We start from the raw sequence: 22,698 nt of genomic DNA on the forward strand, positions 1-22,698 counted from the left end.
AACGGGATCGAAGCCTCAGTCGAAACAGGACTGGACGATCCGCAGGGCCGCCTCACGGTCGTCCCAGTCGACGAACACCGCGACCGAGGTCGCGCTCGTGATCAGGTCGATGATGTTGATCCCCTCCTCGGCGAGCGGTCCGATGATGTCCTGGATGACGCCGGACTGGTTGGGCAACTCGCCGCCGGTCACGCGGATGACCGCGATCGGGTCGTCGACGGTCACCGACGAGAGCGTCTCGTCGGCGACGACCGTCTCGTGTAACACGGCTTCCGCGCGCTCGGCCACGTCGACGTCGACGTAGAAGGTCACCGAGTCCATCCCGGAGGCGACCGCGTCGATGTTGATCTCCTCGCGCTGGAGGCCGTCCGACAGGTTCGAGAGGATCCCGGGGCGGTTCCGGATCGCCCGTCCGGCGACGGTGAGACACGCGAGCGGCGTCTCGCGCATGTCGATGAGGTTCTCGAACTGGCCCTCGATCCGGGTTCCGCCCCTGAGGAGGTCGCCGTGCTGGTAGTGAACGACGCGGACCGCGAGCTCCTCGCTCTTGTACGACAGCGCGGACGGGGCGACGACCTCGGCGCCGCGAAACGAGAGGTTTCGAAGCTCGTCGACGGTGATCCGGCCGACGTTTCGTGCGCCCTCGACGACCCGCGGGTCGCCGGTCATCACGCCCTCGACGTCGGTGACGATGACGACCTCGTCGGCGTCCATGTAGTTGCCGAGCATGACCGCCGTCGTGTCCGATCCGCCGCGGCCGAGCGTGGTGACGTTCCCGTCGTGGTCCTCCGCGAGGAAGCCGGTGATTATCGGAACGACGCCGTCGAGCCGTTCGGCGAGCGCCTCGGCACGGCGGCGCGTCTCCTCGACGTCGACCTCGCCGAGCTCGTTCGTGATGACCGGCCAGTCGGGATGGCCGGGTTCGAGGAAGACCGCGTCGATGCCGCGGACCGAGAGGGCGGCTTTCAGCATTCGGACGCTGGTCCGTTCGCCCATCGAGACGATCTCCGCGCGGTCGGCGTCGTCCGTCTCGAAGGTGATGTCGTCGAGGAGGTCGTCGGTGGTCGACCCCATGGCGCTCGCGACGACCGCGATCTCGTGGCCGGCCTCGACCGCGTTGGCGACCGAGTCCGCGGCGCGGTCGATCCGGTCGCCGCTCCCGAGACTCGTCCCGCCGAACTTCGCGACTACGCGCATGCGTGACCCTCGAGGTCGTCTTCGAGGTCGTCTCTCGCCCGTCGTCGTCGAACTCGCGGAGCGTCCGGAGAGCCCACGACGTCCCCTGGTCGGGGGCTCGAAACAGTATGGCCGTCACTAAACATGCGACCTCGTAACGGAGGGGACCGGATAACTGTGTCCACTTCGACAAGGGTCGCCCCCAGTCGTCTCTCGATGAGGATCGACCCGATCCGTTCACCACAACCACCTTTTCCTCGTCCTCAGAAATCAGAGATCTCCGAGCAGCCGCTCACTCCGTTCGCAGCGACCTCGCGGTCGGGTTCACGCCCTTCTGGCGCTCACTGGCGCCCCGCCGCTCGGGCGATCGCTCGTTGCTTTGCCTGTACTGAGCGATCCGTGGGTCTCCTGTAGTGAGGATCCGCGAACAGCGTGGCGCGACGCGCCACTGACAGCCGGCGCGAAGCGCCGGCGACGAAGTGAGCGGTTCATCGACGGCTCGGCGTTCGCCTCGCCGTCGGCTTTTTCCCTCCAGGTTTTCGAGGAGTGGTTCTCGAATCGAACGTAGTGAGCGAGGGAACTCGACGTTCACGAGAGCAGAGCTCTCGTGCAGCCCATCAGAAATCTTTGATTTCCGGTGGGATCGGTCGGCCGGACCGACGCCGAGGGATCGACGGCATCGAGAGGCCTCCGCCCGGGAGCCTTACGGTTCTGGAACCCCCAGTACGACCGTGACGAACCGCACCGTCCTCGTCGGGATGGCGGCGACGTTCGTCGGGCTGACGGCGCTCCTCGTCGTCGCCGGCGTCGTCGTCAACCCCCTGCTGTTGGCGGTCGCCGTCCCGTTCGGGGTCGCGGCGTACCTCATGTGGTTCCACGCCAGCGGCCGGCTCCGCGAGCGGATGCGCCGCGAGGCCGACCGACTCGGACCGACGGAGCGCGAGCGCGCCCGACAGCGCGCCCGCGCCGCCGAGAACCGCCGCGACGCGTATCGCGGGGCCGGAGCGGGCGGGTCGGGGGCGAGCGGATCCCACGCCGGACCCGGCGGACGGACGGGGGGCGACGGGTCACGGTCCGGCCGGTTCGGCGGCGGCTCCCGCGACCCGCGTGATCGAGCGCCCGCCACGAACGGCATGTCCGTGCGGGAGGCGTACGCGACGTTGGGTCTCGACCCGAGCGCCGATCCGGAGACCGTCCGGTCGGCGTACCGCGAGCGGGCCAAACGGCTCCATCCCGACGGCGAGGACGGCGACGAGGAGGCGTTCAAGGAACTGAACCGCGCGCACGAGGTCCTGACGGACTGAATCGGGGTACGGCCGGGGGAGGAGCGTGTCAGACGTACTCGGCGAGACGGGTCTCCGCCGCCTCGAACTCCTCCCGGGTGTTGACGTTCGTGAAGGTGTGTTCCGTCGTCCGCTCGCGTATCGTCGCGTCGTCGACGCGGACGACGGACAGCTCCTCGACGGCGGCGAGGATCTTGCCGTCGCCGCGGGCGAGCGCACGGTCACAGGCGGCCGCCGTCTCGTCGGCGCGGTACACCGCCTGCGTCGTTTGAAACCACCGGTCGTCGAGCCGCGGGATCGCCGCGTCGGCGCCGGCGTCGGTCGCGTCCGAGAACAACGTCGCCGCGAACGTCGGGTCGACGAACGGGACGTCGCAGGCGACGACGAGCGCGTACTCGCCGGGGGCGGCCCGGCAGGCGTTGCGGATCCCCGCGAGCGGCCCGCGGTCGGGCTCGTCGTCGAGCGCCCACCGGATCGGGAGCGGATATCCCTCGAGCGCGTCGGCGATCGCGTCACGCTGGTCCGGTCGGCAGTTCACCACGAGGTCGTCGACGACCGGGTCGCCGCCGGCGGCCCGCGACGTACCCGGCGGAACCGGGTCGTCGGTACCCGCGAGGCGGTCCGCGACCCGACGGATCATCGGGACGCCCGCGAGCTCCGCGACGGACTTGTCCGCGTCGCCGAAGCGCGTCGACCGCCCGCCAGCGATGATGGCACCGGTCGGCATATCCGGGACCTCGCGGCCGACGGACTTCGAGTTTGCGGTGGCGGTCACGCCGCCGAACCACCCCGCGTCACGCCGGAGGCGGGCCGGACCGACCGCGTCTCCGAGCGGTTCGGAAACGGGGATCCGACGGCCGGTATTCCGCCGAAAGCGACCCGTTAAGTGGCCCGCGATACTATCGAACGATATGCCCGAGCCTACGGATCTGGAGGAGCTGAAGCGGGGTACCGAGCTCGTCAAGCGCGGCTTCGCGCGGATGCAGAAGGGCGGCGTCATCATGGACGTCGTCACCCGCGAACAGGCCCGCATCGCGGAGGACGCCGGCGCGGTCGCGGTGATGGCGCTCGAGGCCGTCCCGGCCGACATCCGAAAGCGCGGCGGCGTCGCCCGGATGCCCGACCCCGCGAACGTGGTCGAGATCATCGACGAGGTCTCCATCCCGGTGATGGGGAAGTCGCGGATCGGCCACCGCAAGGAGGCGGAGATCCTCGAGTCGCTCGGCGTCGACATGATCGACGAGTCGGAGGTGCTCACCCCCGCCGACGACGAGTACCACACCGACAAGCGCGACTTCGCCTCGCCGTTCGTCTGCGGCGCGCGGAACCTCCCCGAGGCGCTCCGCCGGATCCGCGAGGGCGCGGCCATGATCCGCACGAAGGGCGAGGCCGGGACCGGCGACGTCAACCAGGCGGTCAAACACCAGCGTACCATCAAGAACCAGATCCGGACGCTCACCGGGCTCAACTACGAGGAGCGCGAGAAGTGGGCCCGCGAGCACGGTGCCCCCCGCGATCTGGTCCACGAGACCGCTGAGGCCGGCCGGCTCCCGGTCGTCAACTTCGCGGCCGGCGGGATCGCGACGCCCGCGGACGCCGCGCTCATGATGTATCACGGCTGTGACGGCATCTTCGTCGGATCCGGCATCTTCGGCGCGGAAGACCCCGTCGAGATGGGCAACGCGATCGTCGAGGCCGTCAACAACTGGGACGACCCCGACGAGCTCGCCGACATCGCGAGCGGGATCGGCAAGGGGATGAAGGGCCAGTCGAACGAGTCGCTCCCCGAGGAGGAGAAGCTCCAGGGTCGCGGCGTCTAGATCGGCGAAGGCATCATGGGGAGCGTGTCGTAGGGTGATCTACGAGTGATTTTTTCGGTCCGTTAGATCGTGAACCGGCCGATAGATCCAGCCTGCGTATCGAACATTAATGGTCCGTGTGAGATGGTAGGTCTCCCGAAGTGTTTTGCGTCTTGATGAAGTATCGGCACGTATGGCACGAGCCGATTCCGGTAATTCGGACTCTCCTGACCGGGAGATCCGCTTAGTGAAGAATCCGGATGGTCAGTGGACGGCTCGTGATCTCCGCGTTGGAGTGACTGCTCAAGGTAAAAGCCGGGACGTAGCACTTGACAATCTTGATGCCGTTATTGAGGCGGTAGAAGGTGATGGCGGGCGGTCTCCAACCGACGAGGAGATACGTGATCTCGGTGTTGATCCTGAAGTCGCTCGGTCTCAGAGCGATGAACTTCCCGATGTCTTTCAGTAGCGATGGTGACGCGGGACTTTTCCGGTGAAGACGTGTACAAAGTGCTGGTAAACGTTGGTGGGTTTCGGCACGTTCGTACCACAGGCGATCACCTGATTCTTCGATGGGATCCACCGGAAAGCCATGAGAATACAGATGCGCGTACCGTGACTGTCCCGGCCCACGACTCGATTAGCATTGGAACGCTCCATGATATTGCTGCCGACGCCGGTGCGGAGAACTTCGAAGCATTCTGCGAATGGATCGACGAGAACCGATGATGACCGATCTCGGGATATGAATCAACTACACTGACCGATCCGCTTATCCGCCCGACCACGGTACGCGACACCATCGCATGCCGGAACCGACCGTCGAGGCGGAGTACGACACGTTGCGCACGGTACGAGTCCACGAACCGGGGGTCGAGGCGGCCATCGGGGCCATGGATCCCGGGCCGAACCACTTCGCCCGGCCGTTCTCCGTGCGCGAGGCGAAACGCGAACACCGACGGATGGTCGAGACCCTCGAGGACGCGGGCGTCGAGGTCCGCCACCTCCACGAGGACCTCGCCGACGGCGGCCTCCTCGACGGGTTCCTGGCGGAGGCGATCGACGTCGATGACGGCGGTCCCGCCCCGCCGACGCGCGAGGAACTCGCCGACGACCTCCGCGACGCGTCCGCCTACGAGCGGCTCCAGGCCGTTCTTTTGGGGCCGACGGTCGGCCGGACGGGCGGGGCCGACGGAACCGATGAGGCACTCGACACGAGCGTCCGCGTCGAGCGCGCGGTCACGAACCTCTACTTCCAGCGCGACTGCCAGCTCGTCGGCGACCGCGGCCCGATCCTGCCGCGGCTCGGAACCGCGACGCGCCGACGGGAGCGACCGCTGATCGAGGCGGCCTGGCGCGCCCGCGGGGCGGAGATCGCCCACCGAACGAGCGCGACCGAGACGCTCGAGGGCGGCGACTTCCTCCCGCTCGGCGACTTCGCGCTCGTGGGCGTCTCGGCGCTCGAAGGGGGCGAGGAGACCGTGTTCCGGACCACCTACGACGGGGGCAAGGAGCTGCTCGAGGCGGGCGCGATCGGCTACGACGAGGTCGGACTGGTCCGGCCACCGCTCGCGGCCGACGAACGGCTCGCCGCCGAACACGGCACCTCCTCGCGGCTGCTCCACCTCGACGGCTGGCTCAACGTCGCCGCCGAGGGGCTCGCGGTCGCGCGTGAGCCGCTGATCGAGGCCGCGACCGTCGAGGTGTTCGAGCGGGCCGGCGACGGGTACGAGCGCCGGGGCGAGGAGACGCTCGCGGAACTGCTCGACCGCCACGGCTACGAGGTGATCGACGCGCCCTACCCGGAGCGGTGGGCGACGAACTTCCTCACGGTCGCGGACGGGACCGTCCTCCCCATCTACGAGACCGACGACGGCGAGTACGACCCCGAAGAGAACCGGACCATCGAGCGGCTGAAACGCGAGGGAGTCGAGGTGCTGCCGGACGGCGAGGGCCTCGATCCGGAGAACCTCACGAACGGCGGCGGCGGGATCCACTGCATGACCTCCCCGATCCGGCGGTCGTGAAGTGATCGGGTCGCGGACCGTGAGAGAGGCGGTTCGTCCGTTCGAGCCGTCCGACGCTACTCCTCCAACACCGTCGCGCCCCGACCGATCCGGGTCTGGTAGGCGCGGGCGTCGATGTCGGCGTCAGCGAAGGCGTCGAGCATGGCGGCCGCGATCGCCTGCCGGTCCCCCTCGCGGCAGGCGGCGACGACGGCCGGACCGGCCCCGCTCACCGTGACGCCGGTCGCCCCGGCCGCGAGCGCGGCGTCGTGGACCGCGTCGTAGCCGGTGATGAGCCGGGCGCGCTCGGGCGTGACGACCGGGTCGCTCATCCCCGCGCCGACGAGCGTCGGGTCCGAGCGACACATCCCGACCGCGAGGGTGGCGGCGTTGCCGACGGTCTCGACGAGGTCGTCCATCGATGCGGTCTCGGGGACGACCCGGCGGGCGTCGCGCGTCGAGACCGCCACGTCGGGGAGACACACCACGAGCGGGACGCGGGCGTCGACGCTGTGGGTACCGTCGGTCGTGGTGATCGTGAAGCCGCCGAGCAGCGAGGGCGCGACGTTGTCGGAGTGGGCGACGCCGGAGACGACCGCCTCGCCCTCGGCGGCGATCGGGACGAGCTCCTCGCGGGAGTACCCGCGATCGTACAGCCGGTTGAGCGCGACCGCGGCACCCGCGGCGCTGGCCGCCGAGGAGCCGAGTCCGGACGCCGGGCGGACGCCCTTGTCGATGTGGATGTGCGCGGGCGCGTCGAGCGCCTCGACGACCGCCCCGACGGTGTTTCCGTCGGGGTCCTCCGGGATGTATTGGGCCCCGACGCCGGTCACCTCGATGGTGGTCCGGTCGGCCCGCTCGACCGTGACGACGTCGGCGGGCCGCGAGAGCGCCGCCCCGAAGACGTCGAAGCCGCTCCCGAGGTTCGCGCTGGTTGCGGGTGCCCGTACCGTGACCATGCCGAGGCGTTACTCCGGGGCGTCAAAAAGGAGCGGGATCGCGGGCGGCGGCGGGACACGAACGGGAGAGACGGTAGAGGCGGAAGAGACGGTAGAGGCGGAAGAGAGAGACGGTAGAGGCGGAAGAGACGCTGGGGGGAAGAGACGCCGGGGGCGGGAGAGGCGATGGGGTGTCGAACGCGGACGGAGAGGCGTCGAAACTGAGGGTGACGCTACGAGTCGGCCGTGGTCCACAGGAGCGGCCCGACCACCACGAGGCCGATCCCGAGGAGGATGTACGTCGCCGGCATGGTGGTGAACGGGGACATCGAGAATATCAGGCCGAAGGTGATGATCACCGCGGCGATCACCTTCTGTGACTTCAGCGGGAGCGCCCCGAGCAGCGAGGCGACGAACGCGAGCAACAGGACGTGCCCGAGGTGATAGTCGAGCAGGAACGTGTCGATGAACAGCGGCGAGAGCATCTCGTCGGGAGATGCGAGCGATTCGCGCATTAAAGTTCCGTTTCCGACGACCCTCGCTTATAAGCCGCACCGGGGAGACGACGGATCGTGCGACTCGTACAGGTCATGATCCCGGCGGGAAAGCGCGCGGCGGTCGTGCGCGCGCTCGAGGACGAGGGGGTCGACTACGTCGTCACCGACGAGACGAGCAACCGCGAGTACACGGGCGTCGCGACCTTTCCCCTGCCGAAGACGGCCGTCGAGCCCGTCCTCGAGCGACTGCGCGAGGCCGGCATCGACGATCGGACCTACACGGTCATCGTCGCGGCCGAGACGGTCATCTCCCGGCGGTTCGAGGAGTTGGAGGCCGAGTACGCCGAGGAGTCCGAGCGGGACGAGGACCGGATATCGAGACAGGAGCTCCAGGCGAAGGCGGACGATCTCGCCTCGGGGCTGCGGACCTACGTCCTGATGACGGTGATATCGGCCGTGATCGCGACCGCCGGGCTCCTCCTGGACTCGCCGGCGACCGTCGTCGGGTCGATGGTGATCGCGCCGCTCATCGGACCCGCGATGTCGGCGGCCATCGGCACCGTCGTCGACGACGAGGAGATGTTCCGGCGGGGCGTGCGGATGCAGGTGCTCGGCGTCGTCGTCGCGGTCGCGGCCGCGACGCTGTTCGCCGTGGCCCTCCGGACGCTGGGGCTGGTCCCGCCCGGCCTCGACCCGCTCGAACTCGCCGAGGTCGCGGAGCGGCTCGCCCCGAACGTGCTCGTACTCGCGGTGGCGATCGGGGCCGGCGTCGCCGGGATCGTCTCGCTCATGACCGGCGTCTCCGCCACGCTCGTCGGCGTGATGATCGCGGTCGCGTTGATCCCGCCGGCCGCAGCCGTCGGCATCGGGATCGCCTTCTCGATCCCGCGGCTCGTGCTCGGCGCGGGCGTTATCGTCGCGGTGAACGTGCTCTCGATCAACCTCGCGGCGCTCGTGATGTTGTGGTACGAGGGGTACCGCCCCGAGCGGTGGTTCCGCGAGGACGACGCGCGGGCGGCGGTCGTGAAACGCGTCGCCGTCCTCGTCGCCGCGATCGCGGTGTTGAGCGTCTTCCTCGGCGGGGTCACCTACGACAGCTACGTCGCGACCACGACGGAGACCGACGTCCGGAACGCGGTCGGCGACGAACTGGCGACGCTCGATCCGGAGGCCGAGCTGCTCGAGTTGGAGATCGAACGCACCGGGACGATCCCGCCGCGGGAGACCGACCGCGTGATCGTCACCGTCGGCGCGCCGCCCGGCGTCTCGATCGACGGAGTGGCGACGGGTCTCGAGGCGCGCATCGAGCGAGTGACCGGGGAGACCCCCGGCGTGGAGGTCCGGTTGGTGACCGTCGATCGGGCGTGAACCGCCTCGAACCGAGCGATTCCGAAACGATCGTGGGATCTCGGCCGGCCGGAAGAGCAACTACTTTTTATCGGCATCGCCCTGTGTAGGGCAGTGACGGACCCCACCGACCCCGACGACGACTCCATGCGAGAGGTGGTCGAACGATCGCGAAGCGGCGCTCCCGCCGTCGGCGAGGCAGTCCGGGACCGCTTCTCGTCGGACGAGGTGTTCCAACGGATCGTCGCCGCGGCCGACGAGGAGGTGACATCGGGACGGCGCGAGCTGTTCTTCAGCGGCGTCGCGGCAGGGTTGGCGATCACGATCACGTTCCTGTTGTACGTCTCGTTGACCGCCGCGACCGGCCGACACCCGCTTTTGAGCGTCATGTTGTACCCGCTGGGGTTCATCTACATCATCATCGGCGGCTACCAGCTGTACACGGAGAACACGCTGCCGCCGGTGGCGTTGACCCTCGAACGACTCGCCAGCGTCCCGACGCTGCTGCGCCACTGGGGGATCGTGCTCGCGGGGAACTTCACCGGCGGCGCGGTCGGCGCGCTCGTGCTCTCGTACGGCGGCGTCTTCTCCGGCGACAGCGTCGACGCGGCGATCTACGTCTCCAGTAGCGGGTTCGACCTCGGCTTCTGGCCGCTCTTCTTCAAGGCCGCCGTGGCGGGGCTGATCGTCGCCGGCGTGGTCTGGGTCGGGTTCGCCTCCACGAACTCCGTCACCCGGCTGCTCGTCGTCTACCTCGCGTTCCTCGCGATCCCGCTCGGGAACCTCTACCACGTCGTCGTCTCCTTCACCGAGGTGCTGTACCTGCTTTTCGTCGGCGCGATCGGGCTCTACGGCGGCGGGGTCACCCTGTACGACGGACTGTTCGGGTTCGTGCTCCCGGTGCTCCTCGGCAACACGATCGGCGGCGTGGTGCTCGTCACCCTGGTCAACTACTTCCAGACCAGCGAGGAGCGGCTGGAGGAGGCGCGTTTCGAGGGGATGAACCGTCGGCTCACCGTGCCCGAATGGCTGCTCGGCCGGGCCGCGGGGCGGTCGTACGTGCCCATCCTCGACTCGACGGAGGCGACGCTGTTCGCGAGCGAGGGTCATCGGATCATGGTCCCCATCTCGAACCCGCGAACGGACGGGCCGATCGTCGAACTCGCGAGCCGGATCGCGAGCGACCACGAGGACGGGCTCGTCCACATCGTCCACGTCGTCCAGGCCCCCGAGCGGATGTCGCTGTCGGCGGGGGCTGGCCGGATCGCCGACGTCTCCGAGGAAGGGATGGAGGGGCTCCGGGAGACCGCCGAGGGGTACGACGTCGACGTCTCCACCTCGACGGTGGTGACGCATCGGTCCTTCGAGGAGGTGTTCAACATGGCCCGCCGGACCCGTCCGGAGGCGGTGTTGATGGGCTGGGGCGAGGACCAGCTCTGGAGCGCCGCCCGCGCGGAGCGACCGATCGACGAGCTCACGAACCAGCTCCCGTGTGACTTCCTCATCCTGAGCGAGACCGACCTGGACACCTCACGGGTGCTCTTACCCACCTCCGGCGGTCCGGACTCGCGGCTGGGCGCGGAGGTCGCGAGCGTGCTCTCGCGAACCGCCGACGCCGAGGTGACGCTGCTCCACGTCGTCGACGGCCCGGAGGACCGCGAGCGGGGCGAACGGTTCCTCGCGGCGTGGGCCGACGAGAACGGCGTGGGCGACGCCGAGCGGATCGTCGACGACGGCGGGGACGTCGAGGCGGCGATCGTCCGGGAGGCGAGAGAGCACACGCTCGTGGTCATCGGCGCGACGGAGAAGGGGCTGCTCTCGCGGCTCGTCTCGAACTCGCTCCACCTCGACGTGATCCACGACGTGGACTGCTCGGTGCTGCTCGCCGAACGGCCCAGCCGCCGCTCGATCTGGGACCGACTGTTCGGCTCGGGACGCCGGGAGGCCGGCCCACCGAACGGGGCCGTCGAACGCGATCCCGACGGATCGAGCGGGACGGACGTCCGCAGCGATCGGGACGGCGATGCCGACGCGGTCGACCCCGACGAGGCGGACGACGATCCGGACGACGATCCGGACGAAGAGGCCGGAAGGAACGAGGAGCACGACGACGAACCGCCGGAGGCCGCGATCGTCACCGACCACGACGACCCCGACGAGGACGACGACGGGGACGATCGACCGCCCGAGCCGGCGGTGATAACGGATCACGACGACCCCGACGAGGACGACCCCGACGAGGAGGCCGGAGCGGACGCTGATGACGGAAACAACGACGGCGACGAAACGGGCTCGAAGTGACCAGATCCGGGACCGTCGGATCGGCTCGAGACGCGACTACTCCTCGGGGTCGCGGGTCGGGAGGTCCGGCTCGAAGGCGGCCGCCTCGACGGCCATCTCGAGGACGCGCTCGACGTTCTCGTCGTCGGTGACGCTCATCGTCGCGTCGACCGCCTCGGCGCGCACGGCGTCGAAGCGGTCGTGTTTGTTCGCGACGGTGAGAAGCGGGATCGACTCGTCGAAGAGCGCCCGGACCTCCTCGCGGAGCTCGAGCTGGACGTCGAGCGGATAGCCGCAGTCGCCGGAGGGGTCGAGCACGAAGAGGACGACGTCCGCGAGGTGTTCGAGGGCGCTCACCGCCTGCCGCTCGATGTCGTTGCGCTCGTCCTCGGGCCGGTCGAGCAGCCCGGGCGTGTCGACGATCTGGTAGCGGACGTGGTCGCGCTCGAAGTGGCCGACGTGAACGCCGCGGGTCGTGAACGGGTACTCCGCGATCTCGTTCGACGCGCGCGTGACTCGGTTGACGAACGACGACTTGCCGACGTTGGGGTAGCCGGCGACGACGATCGCGGGCTCGTCGGGCCGGATGTCGGGCAGGTCGCGCAGGTCGTCGCGGGAGTCGCCGATGTACCGGAGGTCCTCCTCGATCTGGTCCATCACGTCCGCCATGCGGGCGAACGCCTGTTTGCGGTGTTTCCGCGCGGCGTCGACGTCGGAGTTGCGGATCTTCGTCGTGTACTCGTCGCGAAGCGACTCGATCTGCCGGCTCGCCCACATCACCTGTGAGAGCGCCTGTTGGAGGCGGTCGACGTCGACGATGGCGTCGGCGAGCTCGTAGTAGAACGGGTCGACGTCGAAGCCGAAGTCGGGCCAGGAGACGACCACGTTCTCGAGGTTGTCCGAGAGCACGTTTCCGGCCGTCCGCAGCATCGACTCCTGGGCCTCGTGGCCGCGCTTCGCGCGACCGGCGCGGGCCGCCCGCGAGAACGCCTTGTCGACGAGCTCCTCCGAACGGGGGGTCGTCGGGAGGCCCTCGAATATCATGCTCCGAAATACCCGGCCGAGGCGTATAAGCGCGTCCGTTTCGAGGCCCCACGACACCGCGAGACACGGATCGAGACGTCACGGTCCGTCACGGGCCGTCACCGACGGAAGCGGACTGCCGACCGACTTCGATAACGCCGATCGGGTAACATATTTTGGTTTCTCCTATCTCGACGTGAAACGAGAGACCGACAGGAAGAGACACTAGAAGAACCGGTATCAGACCCTAAATAGGCGATATATCGGAGTGTCCGGACCGGTATCACGAGAGATCGGTTCGATCGCCGCCGAGACGAAGTGCCCGGAGACGGTTTCGTTCACGACCACAACCTATTTCGGTGTCGCCGTTATCGATGTTTCTATGTCGATACATCGAAGGGAAATGCTCACGGCGCTGGGAACGGGCGCGCTCGCCGGACTCGCCGGCTGTTCGGGACTTGCGGGCGGCGAGGAGGAGAGCGCGGACGTCGCGGGCGAGACGCTCACGCTCACGACCACGACGAGCACGTACGACACGGGGCTGCTCGACGAGATCCACGGCGACTTCGAGGAGATGTACGGCGTGAGCGTCGACGCGGTCGCCCAGGGGACCGGCGCGGCGCTGGAGTCGGGCCGGAACGGCGACGCCGACGTGGTGATGGTCCACGCCCGCGGGCTCGAGGACGAGTTCATGCGCGAGGGGTACGGGGTCAACCGGCGCGACCTGATGTTCAACGACTTCGTGATCGTCGGCCCCGAGGACGACCCGGCCGGAATCGAGGGGATGGACTCCGCGACGGAGGCGCTTACCGCCGTCGCCGACGCCGGGGCGACGTTCGTCTCGCGCGGGGACAACTCGGGAACCCACACGAAGGAGCTGAACCTCTGGGAGGCCGCCGGCACCGAGCCCGGCGGCGACTGGTACCAGGAGACCGGGACCGGGATGGGCGAGGCGTTGAACGTCGCCACCCAGCAGGGCGCGTACACGCTCTCGGACCGCGGGACGTTCATCTCACAGCGGTCCGAGATCGACCTGGTGATCCTCGTTCAGGGGCCGATCGAGGACGGTCCTGAGGTCCTGGCGAACCCCTACGGGGTCATGGCAGCCAACCCCGGCGTCCACGAGAACGCCAACTACGACCTCGCGATGGCGTACATCGGCTGGATCACGAGCCCCGGGACGCAGGAGGCCATCTCGAGTTACCAGGTGGACGGCGAACAGCTGTTCTTCCCGGAGGCGGTCTCCGAGGACCCGAACTTCGGGCAGTACGTTCCGGAAGGCTGGAGTGGCGACTCCTCCGACGCGTGAGCATGCCGCTCGAACCGACCGCACAACTACTCACGGCGCTCCCGTCCCTCCTCGACCTCCCGTTCAGGGAGGGGTACGTCTCCAGCATCGTCTACGTCTCGCTGTACGTGAGCCTCGTGGCGGTGGCGCTGAGCACGCTCGTTAGCATCCCGGTCGCGGTCGTCCTCGGTCTCGCCGACTTTCGCGGGAAGGGCTTCGTGAAGTCGGCCATCAACACGGGAATGGGATTCCCGAGCGTGGTCGTCGGCCTCCTCGTCCTCTTCGCCGTCTCCAATCAGGGGCCGCTCGGGTCGCTGAACCTGGTGTTCACCCGGGAGGCGATGATCATGTCGCAGTTCGTGCTCGCGACGCCGCCGATCACGGCGATCAGCCTCGCGGCCGTCTCGGGCGTCGATCGGGGCGTCCGCGACGCCGCACGCGTCCTCGGCGGGACCCGCGTCGACGCCGCGCTGGTCGTGCTCAAGGAGGCGCGATACGGGATCGCGACGGCGGTCCTCGCGGGGTTCGGCCGCGCCATCAGCGAGGTCGGCTCCGTGCTCATCGTCGGCGGCAACATCACGAGCGCGGACGGGATCTCGAAGACGCGGACGCTGACGACCGCGATCCAGCTCGAAGCGAGACAGGGCCAGTACGAGACCGCGATGGTGCTCGGAGCGGTCCTGGTCGCGCTCGTGTTGGTGGTCAACGCCGTCGTCGTTCGCTTCGGCGATCGGGGGGTACAGCGCTGATGCTCCGCGCGAGTAACGTCACCCGGTCGTTCGGGGACGAACGCGTGTTCGAGGACCTCTCGATCGACGTCGAGACCGGCGAGGTCCTCGCGGTCATCGGGCCCTCCGGCGTCGGAAAGACGACGCTGCTCCGGCTGCTGGCACTCTCACGGGAACCGGACGACGGGTCGGTGACGTTCGACGGGACCGACGCGTGGGCCGTCGACGAGGCCGAACGGCTCTCGTTGCGGCGGCGCGTCGGAATGGTGTTCCAGGAGGCGAGCCTCTTCGACGCCCCGGTCGCGCGCAACGTCGAGTACGGGCTGCGGGTCCGACGGTCGTGGTCGGAGCGGCTGCGAGGCGAACTCCGGTCCGTCGTGGGGTCGAACGGAACCGCCGAGGCCGTCACCGAGGCCCTCGACGTCGTCGGGTTGGCGGAGAAGACGCACGAGCACGCGGCGTCGCTGTCGGGCGGCGAGGCACAGCGGGTCTCCTTCGCCCGCGCGCTGGCGTACGAGCCGGACGTCCTGCTGCTCGACGAGCCCACCTCGGATCTCGATCCACGGAACACCGCGGTCATCGAGGAGGCGATCGCCGAGGCCCGGAGCCGGGACATCGGCGTCGTCGTCGCGACCCACGACATGCACCAGGCCGAGCGGGTCGCGGACCGCGTCGCGGTGTTGCTCGACGACCGGGTGACGGAGGTCGGTCCGACCGAGCGGGTGTTCGAGAATCCCCGGGATCCGCGCACGCGGAAGTTCATCGACGGGGAGCTCGTGTACTGAGCGGATGCCTTCAGGACCGATCCGACCGACGGTCGACGCCTCGTCCCGTCCCGTCCCCCTGTCCCGTCTCCCCACCCCGTCCCGGCGGAGGGGTTAACTCGCCCGCGGCGAGTACTCACGGGTGATGGAGGACGCGACCGGTCGGGGGCGCGCGACGCTCGTCGAGGCCGACGTCGAGTTCGACGGACGGGACGCCGCCCTGCTCCGCGAGATAGCCCGAACCGGATCGGTCGCACGGGCGGCCGCCGAGCTCGGCCGGTCGCGAGCCCGCGCGCTCTCGCGGATCGACGTTCTCGAGACCGCCTTCGGCGACCTCGTGGAACGGCATCGCGGGGGGAGCGGCGGCGGCGGGAGTCGCCTGACCGACCGCGGAAGCCGGGTTCTCGGCCGCTATGACCGGCTGTCGGCCGCGATCGAGGCGACCGCCGGCGTCCCGGAGACGGTCCTCGCGGGAACGGTCGAGACGGTCGACGGCGAACTGGCCGCGGTCGGGACGCCGATCGGAACGGTGTGGGGGCTTCACGAGGGACTGACGGCCGACGACCGCGTTCAGGTGCGGATCGGCGCGGACGCCGTGACGGTTCGGTCGGCGGGAGCCGACGGGGAGCCGACCGCGACGAGCGAGCGGAACCGGCGTCGCGGCCGGGTCGAGGGCGTCGACCGCGGCGAGACGGTCCACGCGGTCCGGGTCGCCGTCGACGACATCGACGACGTCGACGGCGCGACGATCCGGGCGCTCGTCACCGACGGGAGCGCCGAACGCCTCGGGATACGGCCGGGAACGGACGTGTGGATCGCCTGGAAGGCGACCGCGACGCGGCTGGTCGAGGGCGTCGACGGAGGGGCCGACGGCGCCGGATGACCCGATCGCTTTCCGACCCGGTACGTTTACCCCGGTCGACGGCCGCGGGTGGGACATGAGCCTCGAAGCCACCGTCGCCGCCCCGTTCAAGCGACACGCCACGGAGCGGCTGGGCGAGGGCGAGTTCGTCGTCGCGCTCTCGTTGGAACGGGAGTGGTTCTCGCCGGACCAGGCGAAGCGACTCGTCGACGTGGCCGTCGGACGCGGACTCGTCGACGAGGAGGACGGCGAGCTGGTCGCGCGGTTCGATCCCGACGAGGTCGTCGTTCCGGAGGACTTCAAACCCGACGAGGACGTGTTGCGCGAGCAGTCCACCTTCGAGACCGCCCTCGACGCAGTCGTCTCCGCGGGCGTCGAGAAGCAGCGGGCGGTCGCCGGGATCAACGAGCGCCAGCGCGCGCTGGCGGTGACCATCGAGGCGGCCGCCGTCCTCTACGCGAAGGAGCAGGGCGCGCGCGTCGACCACCTCGTCGAGGACGTTCGCGCGGAGCTGGCAGGGGGCGAGTGATGGTCGAGGACCGACTGACCGACGGCGTCCGGATCGGCCAGCTGTTCGCCTCCGAGGTGACCGGCGACCGTGGACGCCTTCGCGAGCTCGCCGTGACCGACGCCGACCCCGACGTGGAACCGACCGCCGACGGCGCGTTGGCGTTCCGGCTGGTCGACGTCGCCGTCGTCTCCGCCGCCGGCGACGACGATGAGGACGACGACGACGCGATCGAAGCGAACGACGGGGACGTCGTCGCGGACGCGTACGTCCAGCCGGACCGCGTCAGGGTCGAGTTCCGCCGCGCGCCGGAACGGGTCGCCGACGCCGCCGGCGAGGCGGGACTGCTCGTCAGACCGAAGGCCGTGCGCCCGCCGCGGACGCTCGTGTTCCTCGAGGACGGCGCGGACGTGAAGCGGGTGCTGCCGGCGTTGGAGACGGTCGTCGAGGACGGGTCGGAGACGTAGCAGCCGAACCGCACGAAGCGGAGCGGCCAACCGGACGAAGACGGTCGGTGGATGCCGGTCGACCTGCCGTCATTCCGTGCCCCGCCGTCATTTCGTCACGCCACCACGTCGTTACTCGGGTCCGCCGTCGCCCATCGCGACCGATCGGGACCCCGGCGGCGAGGGGTCCTCCCCCCTCGACTCACCGGCGACGTCGAACTTCCGGAGGAGTCGGCGGAGGCGCTCGGCGCGATCGGTGAGCGATCCCGCCTCCGCGGCGGCGGCCGTCATCGCGGAGAGCTGCTCGTCGGCCGCCGCGGAGGCGGCGTCCGTCTCGTCGGCGGTCGCATGGCTGATCTCGGCGACCTCCTCGGCCATCGCCACCGCCTCCTCGGTGCTCGCCGCCTGGTCGTCCGTCGCCTGGCCGATCTCGTGGATCCCGTCGTCGGTCTCGGCCGCGTTCTCGGCCACCCGCGTGAACGCGTCGGCGGCGTCCCCGACGGCATCCGCCCCCGCCTCCAGGTGATCCTCGGCGGTCCGGACCTCGTCGACGGCCGCCTCGGTTCGGGCCTGGGTTCCGGCGATGAGCTCCTCGATGTCGCTCGCGGCCTCCTTCGTCTCCTCGGCGAGCTGCTTGACCTCGTCGGCGACGACGGCGAATCCGGCGCTCGATCCGGCTCCGGAGCCGTTCGCGCCGCCCCCACCGCCCGCACGGGCGGCCTCGATGTTGGCGTTGAGCGCGAGCAGGTTCGTCTGTTCGGCGATGTCGCCGATCAGGTCGACGATGTCGCCGATGTCGGTCATCCGGTCGTCGAGGTCCCTGACCGTCCGGGCGGTGGAATCGAGCGCGTCTCGCGACTCCCGAACGCTGTCCATCGCCCCGTCCGCGGTGTCCCGTCCTTCGTCCGCGATCGACGCCGTCCGCCGGGCCGCGTCCGCGACCGTCTCGGTCGACGCGGCGACCTCCTCGATCGCCGCCGAGAGGTCGTTCATCTCGCCGGAGACCTCCTCGAGCATCTCGCGCTGTTCGTCGGCTCCCGACGCGATCTCCGCGATGGAGCGGCCGAGATCCTCGCTCAGTTCCTCGGCGGCGGAGACGCCGGTCATCGTCTCCTCGCTCGCCTCGGAGACCTCGTCGGCGAACGACTGGACCTCCCACACGGTGGACTCCAGATCGTCGATCATCCCGTTGAACGCGACGGCGATCCGCTCCATCGGCTCGCTCTCGCTGTCGGCGTCGAGCCGGACCGTGAGGTCGCCGTCGGCCGCCTCGGCCATGGTCGCGCGGTAGTCGTCGGCCTTCGCCTCGAGGTGTCGGTTCAGGCGCTCGACCTCCTCGCGACGCCTCTCGGCCTCGGCTTTGGCCGCCTCGACGTCCTGGATCTCCGCTCTCTGTTCGGCGACGAGTTCGAGCTGCCGTTTCGCCTCCGCCCGAGACTTCTCGATGGAGTACCAGTTGACCACCAGGGCCATCGCGAGCCCAGTGATGAACACCGCGTGGATCCCGCCCCAGACGATCGGGTTGGCGACGGCGGCCGGGTGGTTGTAGACGAGACTCGAATCGATCAGGCTGAACGCCCCGTGACCGAGCGCGACGTACCCCATCCCCACCGCGAAGGGAAGCCAGTCCTCGTAGACCGCGAGCACGGCGAGGAACACGAAGAAGTGGAAGTGCGCCTCGATGTAGCCGCCGGAGAGCTTCACGAGCGCCATCGACACGGTCATCGCCGAGAACGCCGCGATCACGGTCCGGGTCCGCCGACCGAGAACCGACCAGTTCGCGAGCGCCGCGGTCGCGAGGATCCCCCCGAGGAAGCCCCCGAGCATCCAGGAGGGGACGGCGGGGATCTCCGCGCCGGTGAACGGCTCCGTTCCCCGATAGAGGCCCAACGCGAGGAGGAACGGCACCTGTGCGACCACGAGAAGCAGGATGTTCCGGTGCCGGCCGCGCCACATCTCCTCCGGCATCGACGTGCCGTCCGGGATATACCGGATCACCTCCCGAAGCGCATCCAGGCCCGTCCGATCGTGCTCCGTCGGCGTCGTTCGGCCGTGATCGCCCCCTCCCGGCGTGTCCAGTTCGCCCCCCTCAGACCCCATCGTTGGCTCGCTCATGGTCGCGGGAAGTGGGATCCCTCAAAGAACGTTGGCTTCCGAGTATCTCGTTTGATATTCGTTGAACGTGTCGCTAGCGACGAGCCGGGAAAAGCGTAGCCGGTCCGACCCGTCGTTCGATCCCGGCGGAGGTCGGAGACGGGACCCGTGGACGTCCGTCGATCCCGGGAAGCCGTATCTTTTTGACCAACACGTTCACACAAGAAATACAGTCATGATTTCATGAAAATAAATTTATGTACTGCCGCCGGATACGCACGGTTAAGGGGATATTAACAGCGCCATGCCGATCAGATCCATACACGACACCGATAAAGACCTGCTTAACCAGCTCACCGGGCTCACGGGGCTCGGATGGACCACGTCCGTACTGGGGTATTTGAGCACCGTGATCGGATACGGGAACGGGCTGATAAGTCGGCTCGTCGCGGAACCGCAGTCGCTCCTGTACGTCGGGGGTGGCTTCTTCGTCCTCACGCTGGGGCTCGATCGGTTCAGGAACATGCTCCTGGACGGAGAAGGAGGCGGGGACGAGCGAACAGCCGAGACGGGAGGGGAATAGCGTCCGTACTCGACGGCCTGCGACGGGAGTCCCGTTTCGAGGCGGTCGACGACGGATTCGGGGGGTCGACGACGGAGGAGATCGACGATCGGTTCGGACGGTCGATGACGTCGGGCTCGATCCCCGTTCGGACGACGGGCCGGGGAAGCCGATTTACTTTTAAATCACTCCGGACCACAGTACTGGCGTGACCCTCGATCCGATCCACGTTGAGAACATCGCGCGGCTCGCGTACGGCATCGCGGGCGACGTGGACACGACGGACCACGAGGACCTCGCGGGGCGGGTGTGGGACGACTGGCTCACCGGGCTCCGGCGTGACGGCCGCGTCGTGATCGAGCCCGTCGCCGACCACGAGCGCCGGCGAACGCCCATCGACGACGTGGCGCTCGGGGAGCGGCCCTTCGGGACGGTTCACGGGCTCGACTCCGGAACTATCAACCCGACGACGTTCAAGAACGGGCTGGTCGTCGACGTGGCACACGCGGCGATGGCCGCCGAACCGACCGATCTCGACCTCCACCGCGACCGGACGATCGTCGCGACGGTCCACGCCGGCGACTCGACCGCCGACTTCGACGACGAGTGGACGGAGCGGGACGCGGGCCACACCCGCCAGCGCGTGCTCCACGCGCCGCGGGTGAACCGGTACGCCGAGGGGATCGTCCACGCGCTCGCGCTCTACCTCGCCGAGGGCACCCACGCGCTCGACCACGCCGACGAGGTCGGGGAGCTCCTGATCCTCGACGGCCCCATCTACCCCAAGGAGCTGTTCACCTGGGAGGACCGCGACCCCGAACTCGGCGAGCTCGCGCGCGAGGCGAAGCCGCGGGCGGTCGTCGAGAAGTACGTGCGGCTCGTCGAGCGATTCGTCGAGCGCGACGTCCCCCTCGCGGGCTTCGTGAAGAACCCCTCCAGCCGAACGATCGTGCGGACGCTCGCCCGGAAGGGGTTCGAGTCGCCCTGGCCCGATGACACCGCGCTCTTCACCCGGCTCCTGGAGCGGCGGGGGGGTGGCGGCGGGAACGGCGGGACCGCCGGACGAGGCGGGAGCGATGGCGGTCGGGGGACCGACGCCCGCCTCGACGACGACCTCACGTTCACCACCTGGTTCCACAGCCGCGGCGGCGCGGACGGGACGATGGCGGCCGACGCCGACGCGCTCGGGATCGACCGTACACTCGATCCGGAGCTGTACGAGCCCACGTTCATGGTGCTGTACGACCCGCGAACCGACGTGACCTACAAGCTGGAGGCTCCCTACGCGTTCACCCGCGAGGAGGCGACCCGCGACCGGCTGACCCGGCAGGTGCTCGCGGACGTGGCGACCACCCGGGGACCGCCCGCGGCGGTCGGGAAGGCCGACGCGCTGGCGCGGATCGACGCCACCGAGAAGGCGGCGCTCCGTCGAAAGTTCGAGGAGCGGTTCGACAGCGACCAGCAGGCGACCTACGACGACCACCGATGGGGGAAGGAGCGGTACTGAACGGTACGGAGGGACGGCTCCACGGCTCCACCGATCCGGGCTTTTTGTCCGTTCGCCGCGACCCGACCGTATGATCGGCCAGAGACCGACCGGACAGCTATCGCCGCCGGAGTGGACGACGGAGCTGGTGTCGGCGTACGATCGGGCGTTCTCGGAGCTGTTCTGGTTCCTCGTGGGGGTCGCGGTCGTCTACCTCCTCGGCCGGGTCGTCGTCGTTCCGTTCGTGATCCGGGTCGTGCGGGCACGCAACCGCAACAACCCCACGATCGAGTCCGCAGTCGAGACGTACCTCCAGGTGGTTCTGATCGGGTTCGCGACCCTGACGGGGGTGATCGCCGCCGGTTACGGGAGCGTGCTCACCCAGTCGGCGGTCGTCATCGCGGCCATCACGTTCGTCTTCGGCATCGCGGGCCAGCAGGTGTTCGGCTCGCTCATCAGCGGGATCTTCCTCGTGGCCGATCCCGACTTCAACGTCGGCGACTGGATCGCGTGGCCGGGCGGGGAGGGAACCGTCGAGGCCGTCGACTTCCGCGTGACGCGGGTCCGGACGCCGGACAACGAGACGATCACCGTCCCGAACACCGACCTCACGAGCAACGCGCTCACCCGGCCCTACGGTCGCGACACGTACCGTATCACCGAACGGGTGTACGTCGCCTACTACGAGGACCTCGAGCGAGCACTGATGGAGCTTCGGCAGGTCGCGACGGACCGGGAGTCGGTCCTCGACGAGCCGGAACCGAACGTGCGCGTCCTCGATCTCGGGGAGAACGCGATCACGATACAGGCCGATCTGTGGATCGACGACCCGGCAACAGGGACGTCCTGACGCTCCGGTCGGACTTCCGCCGGTCGGTGAAACGGCGCTTCGACGAGGAGGGGATCACGCTCGCTCCGCCCTCGGCACAGCAGCTCTCGGGCGAGGTCACCGTGGCGGAGCGCACGAACGGCGGGTGACGGTTCGGAAAGCGACGCGACCGATCCCGGCCCGAAACGTGACCGGATCCGCCGCGATCGGATCCACCCCGAACCTCGCCGTCGGCGCGCCTCCGAGCGCCCCGACGGGGCGCGAGGAGTCCGCGAGGGAGTCGGTGGTCCGGAGCGAAGCAGAGGAGCACCGACGAGGCTGGGGAGGCGTGAGGTGCGGGGCGGAGCGGTGGGGTAGGGTGGGTGGGTGGAACTCAGGTCGGCGTTCTCGATCACGACCGAGTATGACAAAGCGTCCGGAACGTCCGCGGATCCCTCCTCGACCCGTTCACCGAATCCGAACGGAAAGCACGCCGAGCGGTGGATTTATCATAACAAATAAGAACACCAACACGATGTCGATTCCGCCCTCCCTGACGCAGATACCGACCTACGAGATCCTGCCGGGCGTCGTCGTGGCGCGCGACGAGCTGTGGCTCCTGGTCGCCCTGTTGATCCTCTGGGCGACGGTCGGGCGGTGGCTGTACCGCGACGCCAAAGCCAGGGGAAGCGAGTGGGCCTGGCAGTGGGGGTTCGGGACGCCCCTGACCGTGGTGGCGGGGATCGACGTGATGCTTCTGGTGGTCGTCATCTACCTCCTCCTCCGGGACTCGGAGTAGTCCA

The 22,698-nt window shown here is 69.1% G+C and carries 22 protein-coding genes and 1 pseudogene; 17 read left to right on the forward strand and 6 right to left on the reverse strand.

Features of this window, described 5'->3' with window-relative positions:
- Positions 1–15: 15 nt before the first annotated feature.
- A complete protein-coding gene (locus EAO78_RS08980; RefSeq protein WP_122105504.1) occupies positions 16–1,197 on the reverse strand; it encodes an aspartate kinase in 1,182 nt (393 codons plus the stop codon).
- Between the two features lie 710 nt (positions 1,198–1,907).
- On the opposite strand from EAO78_RS08980, the gene EAO78_RS08985 reads away from it, so the two are divergent.
- Complete coding sequence (locus EAO78_RS08985) at positions 1,908–2,480, forward strand: J domain-containing protein (protein WP_122105505.1); 573 nt, start codon at positions 1,908–1,910, stop codon at positions 2,478–2,480.
- A gap of 28 nt (positions 2,481–2,508) precedes the next feature.
- Here EAO78_RS08985 and mobA read toward each other — a convergent pair whose 3' ends face one another.
- On the reverse strand, positions 2,509–3,186 hold the full coding sequence (mobA, locus tag EAO78_RS08990) for a molybdenum cofactor guanylyltransferase (protein ID WP_122105506.1): 678 nt from the start codon (positions 3,184–3,186) through the stop codon (positions 2,509–2,511).
- 184 nt (positions 3,187–3,370) lie between these two features.
- Here mobA and pdxS point away from each other — a divergent pair, with 184 nt between their 5' ends.
- From pdxS to EAO78_RS09010, 4 genes are all read left to right on the forward strand, one after another.
- The gene (gene pdxS, locus EAO78_RS08995; protein WP_122105507.1) at positions 3,371–4,279 is read left to right on the forward strand and encodes a pyridoxal 5'-phosphate synthase lyase subunit PdxS; all 909 of its coding nucleotides are present in this window, start codon (positions 3,371–3,373) and stop codon (positions 4,277–4,279) included.
- 172 nt (positions 4,280–4,451) lie between these two features.
- Positions 4,452–4,727 carry a type II toxin-antitoxin system HicB family antitoxin gene (locus EAO78_RS09000; RefSeq protein ID WP_122105508.1) on the forward strand — a complete coding sequence of 92 codons (276 nt, stop codon included), beginning with the start codon at positions 4,452–4,454 and terminating at the stop codon, positions 4,725–4,727.
- Between the two features lie 2 nt (positions 4,728–4,729).
- The gene (locus tag EAO78_RS09005) at positions 4,730–4,987 is read left to right on the forward strand and encodes a type II toxin-antitoxin system HicA family toxin (RefSeq protein WP_122105509.1); all 258 of its coding nucleotides are present in this window, start codon (positions 4,730–4,732) and stop codon (positions 4,985–4,987) included.
- Positions 4,988–5,064: 77 nt separating this feature from the next.
- Positions 5,065–6,285, forward strand: coding sequence for an arginine deiminase family protein (locus EAO78_RS09010; RefSeq protein ID WP_122105510.1), 1,221 nt, complete (start codon positions 5,065–5,067; stop codon positions 6,283–6,285).
- Positions 6,286–6,341: 56 nt separating this feature from the next.
- Here the strand turns inward: EAO78_RS09010 and EAO78_RS09015 are convergent, their stop codons facing one another.
- Together EAO78_RS09015 and EAO78_RS09020 are read right to left on the reverse strand one after the other, a co-directional pair.
- The gene (locus EAO78_RS09015; RefSeq protein WP_122105511.1) at positions 6,342–7,223 is read right to left on the reverse strand and encodes a homoserine kinase; all 882 of its coding nucleotides are present in this window, start codon (positions 7,221–7,223) and stop codon (positions 6,342–6,344) included.
- A gap of 212 nt (positions 7,224–7,435) precedes the next feature.
- Positions 7,436–7,687, reverse strand: coding sequence for a hypothetical protein (locus EAO78_RS09020; RefSeq protein ID WP_122105566.1), 252 nt, complete (start codon positions 7,685–7,687; stop codon positions 7,436–7,438).
- Positions 7,688–7,792: 105 nt separating this feature from the next.
- Here EAO78_RS09020 and EAO78_RS09025 point away from each other — a divergent pair, with 105 nt between their 5' ends.
- Positions 7,793–9,067: a TIGR00341 family protein gene (locus EAO78_RS09025; protein WP_122105567.1), complete on the forward strand. Its 1,275-nt coding sequence runs from the start codon at positions 7,793–7,795 to the stop codon at positions 9,065–9,067.
- Between the two features lie 93 nt (positions 9,068–9,160).
- On the forward strand, positions 9,161–11,347 hold the full coding sequence (locus EAO78_RS09030) for a formate/nitrite transporter family protein (protein WP_122105512.1): 2,187 nt from the start codon (positions 9,161–9,163) through the stop codon (positions 11,345–11,347).
- Between the two features lie 36 nt (positions 11,348–11,383).
- Here EAO78_RS09030 and EAO78_RS09035 read toward each other — a convergent pair whose 3' ends face one another.
- Positions 11,384–12,370: an NOG1 family protein gene (locus EAO78_RS09035; RefSeq protein WP_122105513.1), complete on the reverse strand. Its 987-nt coding sequence runs from the start codon at positions 12,368–12,370 to the stop codon at positions 11,384–11,386.
- A gap of 361 nt (positions 12,371–12,731) precedes the next feature.
- On the opposite strand from EAO78_RS09035, the gene EAO78_RS09040 reads away from it, so the two are divergent.
- The 6 genes from EAO78_RS09040 (at position 12,732) to EAO78_RS09065 (ending at position 16,966) form a co-directional block, all read left to right on the forward strand.
- Positions 12,732–13,658: an ABC transporter substrate-binding protein gene (locus tag EAO78_RS09040; RefSeq protein WP_122105514.1), complete on the forward strand. Its 927-nt coding sequence runs from the start codon at positions 12,732–12,734 to the stop codon at positions 13,656–13,658.
- Positions 13,659–13,660: 2 nt separating this feature from the next.
- Positions 13,661–14,386, forward strand: a complete 726-nt coding sequence (locus EAO78_RS09045; RefSeq protein WP_122105515.1) for an ABC transporter permease — start codon at positions 13,661–13,663, stop codon at positions 14,384–14,386.
- A complete protein-coding gene (locus EAO78_RS09050) occupies positions 14,386–15,150 on the forward strand; it encodes an amino acid ABC transporter ATP-binding protein (protein ID WP_122105516.1) in 765 nt (254 codons plus the stop codon). Before EAO78_RS09045 ends, EAO78_RS09050 begins: the two co-directional genes overlap by 1 nt.
- A gap of 124 nt (positions 15,151–15,274) precedes the next feature.
- On the forward strand, positions 15,275–16,012 hold the full coding sequence (locus EAO78_RS09055; protein WP_122105517.1) for a LysR family transcriptional regulator: 738 nt from the start codon (positions 15,275–15,277) through the stop codon (positions 16,010–16,012).
- A 55-nt stretch (positions 16,013–16,067) separates the two neighbouring features.
- Positions 16,068–16,520: a DUF2240 family protein gene (locus EAO78_RS09060; protein WP_122105518.1), complete on the forward strand. Its 453-nt coding sequence runs from the start codon at positions 16,068–16,070 to the stop codon at positions 16,518–16,520.
- Positions 16,520–16,966 carry a hypothetical protein gene (locus EAO78_RS09065; RefSeq protein WP_122105519.1) on the forward strand — a complete coding sequence of 149 codons (447 nt, stop codon included), beginning with the start codon at positions 16,520–16,522 and terminating at the stop codon, positions 16,964–16,966. The genes EAO78_RS09060 and EAO78_RS09065 overlap by 1 nt, the downstream gene beginning before the upstream one ends.
- Positions 16,967–17,077: 111 nt before the next feature.
- Here the strand turns inward: EAO78_RS09065 and EAO78_RS09070 are convergent, their stop codons facing one another.
- On the reverse strand, positions 17,078–18,913 hold the full coding sequence (locus EAO78_RS09070; RefSeq protein ID WP_122105568.1) for a methyl-accepting chemotaxis protein: 1,836 nt from the start codon (positions 18,911–18,913) through the stop codon (positions 17,078–17,080).
- 430 nt (positions 18,914–19,343) lie between these two features.
- On the opposite strand from EAO78_RS09070, the gene EAO78_RS09075 reads away from it, so the two are divergent.
- The 4 genes and pseudogenes from EAO78_RS09075 (at position 19,344) to EAO78_RS09090 (ending at position 22,694) form a co-directional block, all read left to right on the forward strand.
- Positions 19,344–19,622 carry a hypothetical protein gene (locus EAO78_RS09075; RefSeq protein ID WP_122105520.1) on the forward strand — a complete coding sequence of 93 codons (279 nt, stop codon included), beginning with the start codon at positions 19,344–19,346 and terminating at the stop codon, positions 19,620–19,622.
- A 187-nt stretch (positions 19,623–19,809) separates the two neighbouring features.
- Complete coding sequence (locus tag EAO78_RS09080) at positions 19,810–21,108, forward strand: DNA double-strand break repair nuclease NurA (RefSeq protein WP_122105521.1); 1,299 nt, start codon at positions 19,810–19,812, stop codon at positions 21,106–21,108.
- A gap of 70 nt (positions 21,109–21,178) precedes the next feature.
- Positions 21,179–22,065: pseudogene (locus EAO78_RS09085) on the forward strand (mechanosensitive ion channel family protein).
- A gap of 365 nt (positions 22,066–22,430) precedes the next feature.
- Positions 22,431–22,694 carry a hypothetical protein gene (locus tag EAO78_RS09090; RefSeq protein ID WP_122105522.1) on the forward strand — a complete coding sequence of 88 codons (264 nt, stop codon included), beginning with the start codon at positions 22,431–22,433 and terminating at the stop codon, positions 22,692–22,694.
- Positions 22,695–22,698 lie beyond the last annotated feature (4 nt).

The organism is Halobellus captivus (assembly GCF_003697845.1).
GTDB lineage: Archaea > Halobacteriota > Halobacteria > Halobacteriales > Haloferacaceae > Halorubrum > Halorubrum glutamatedens.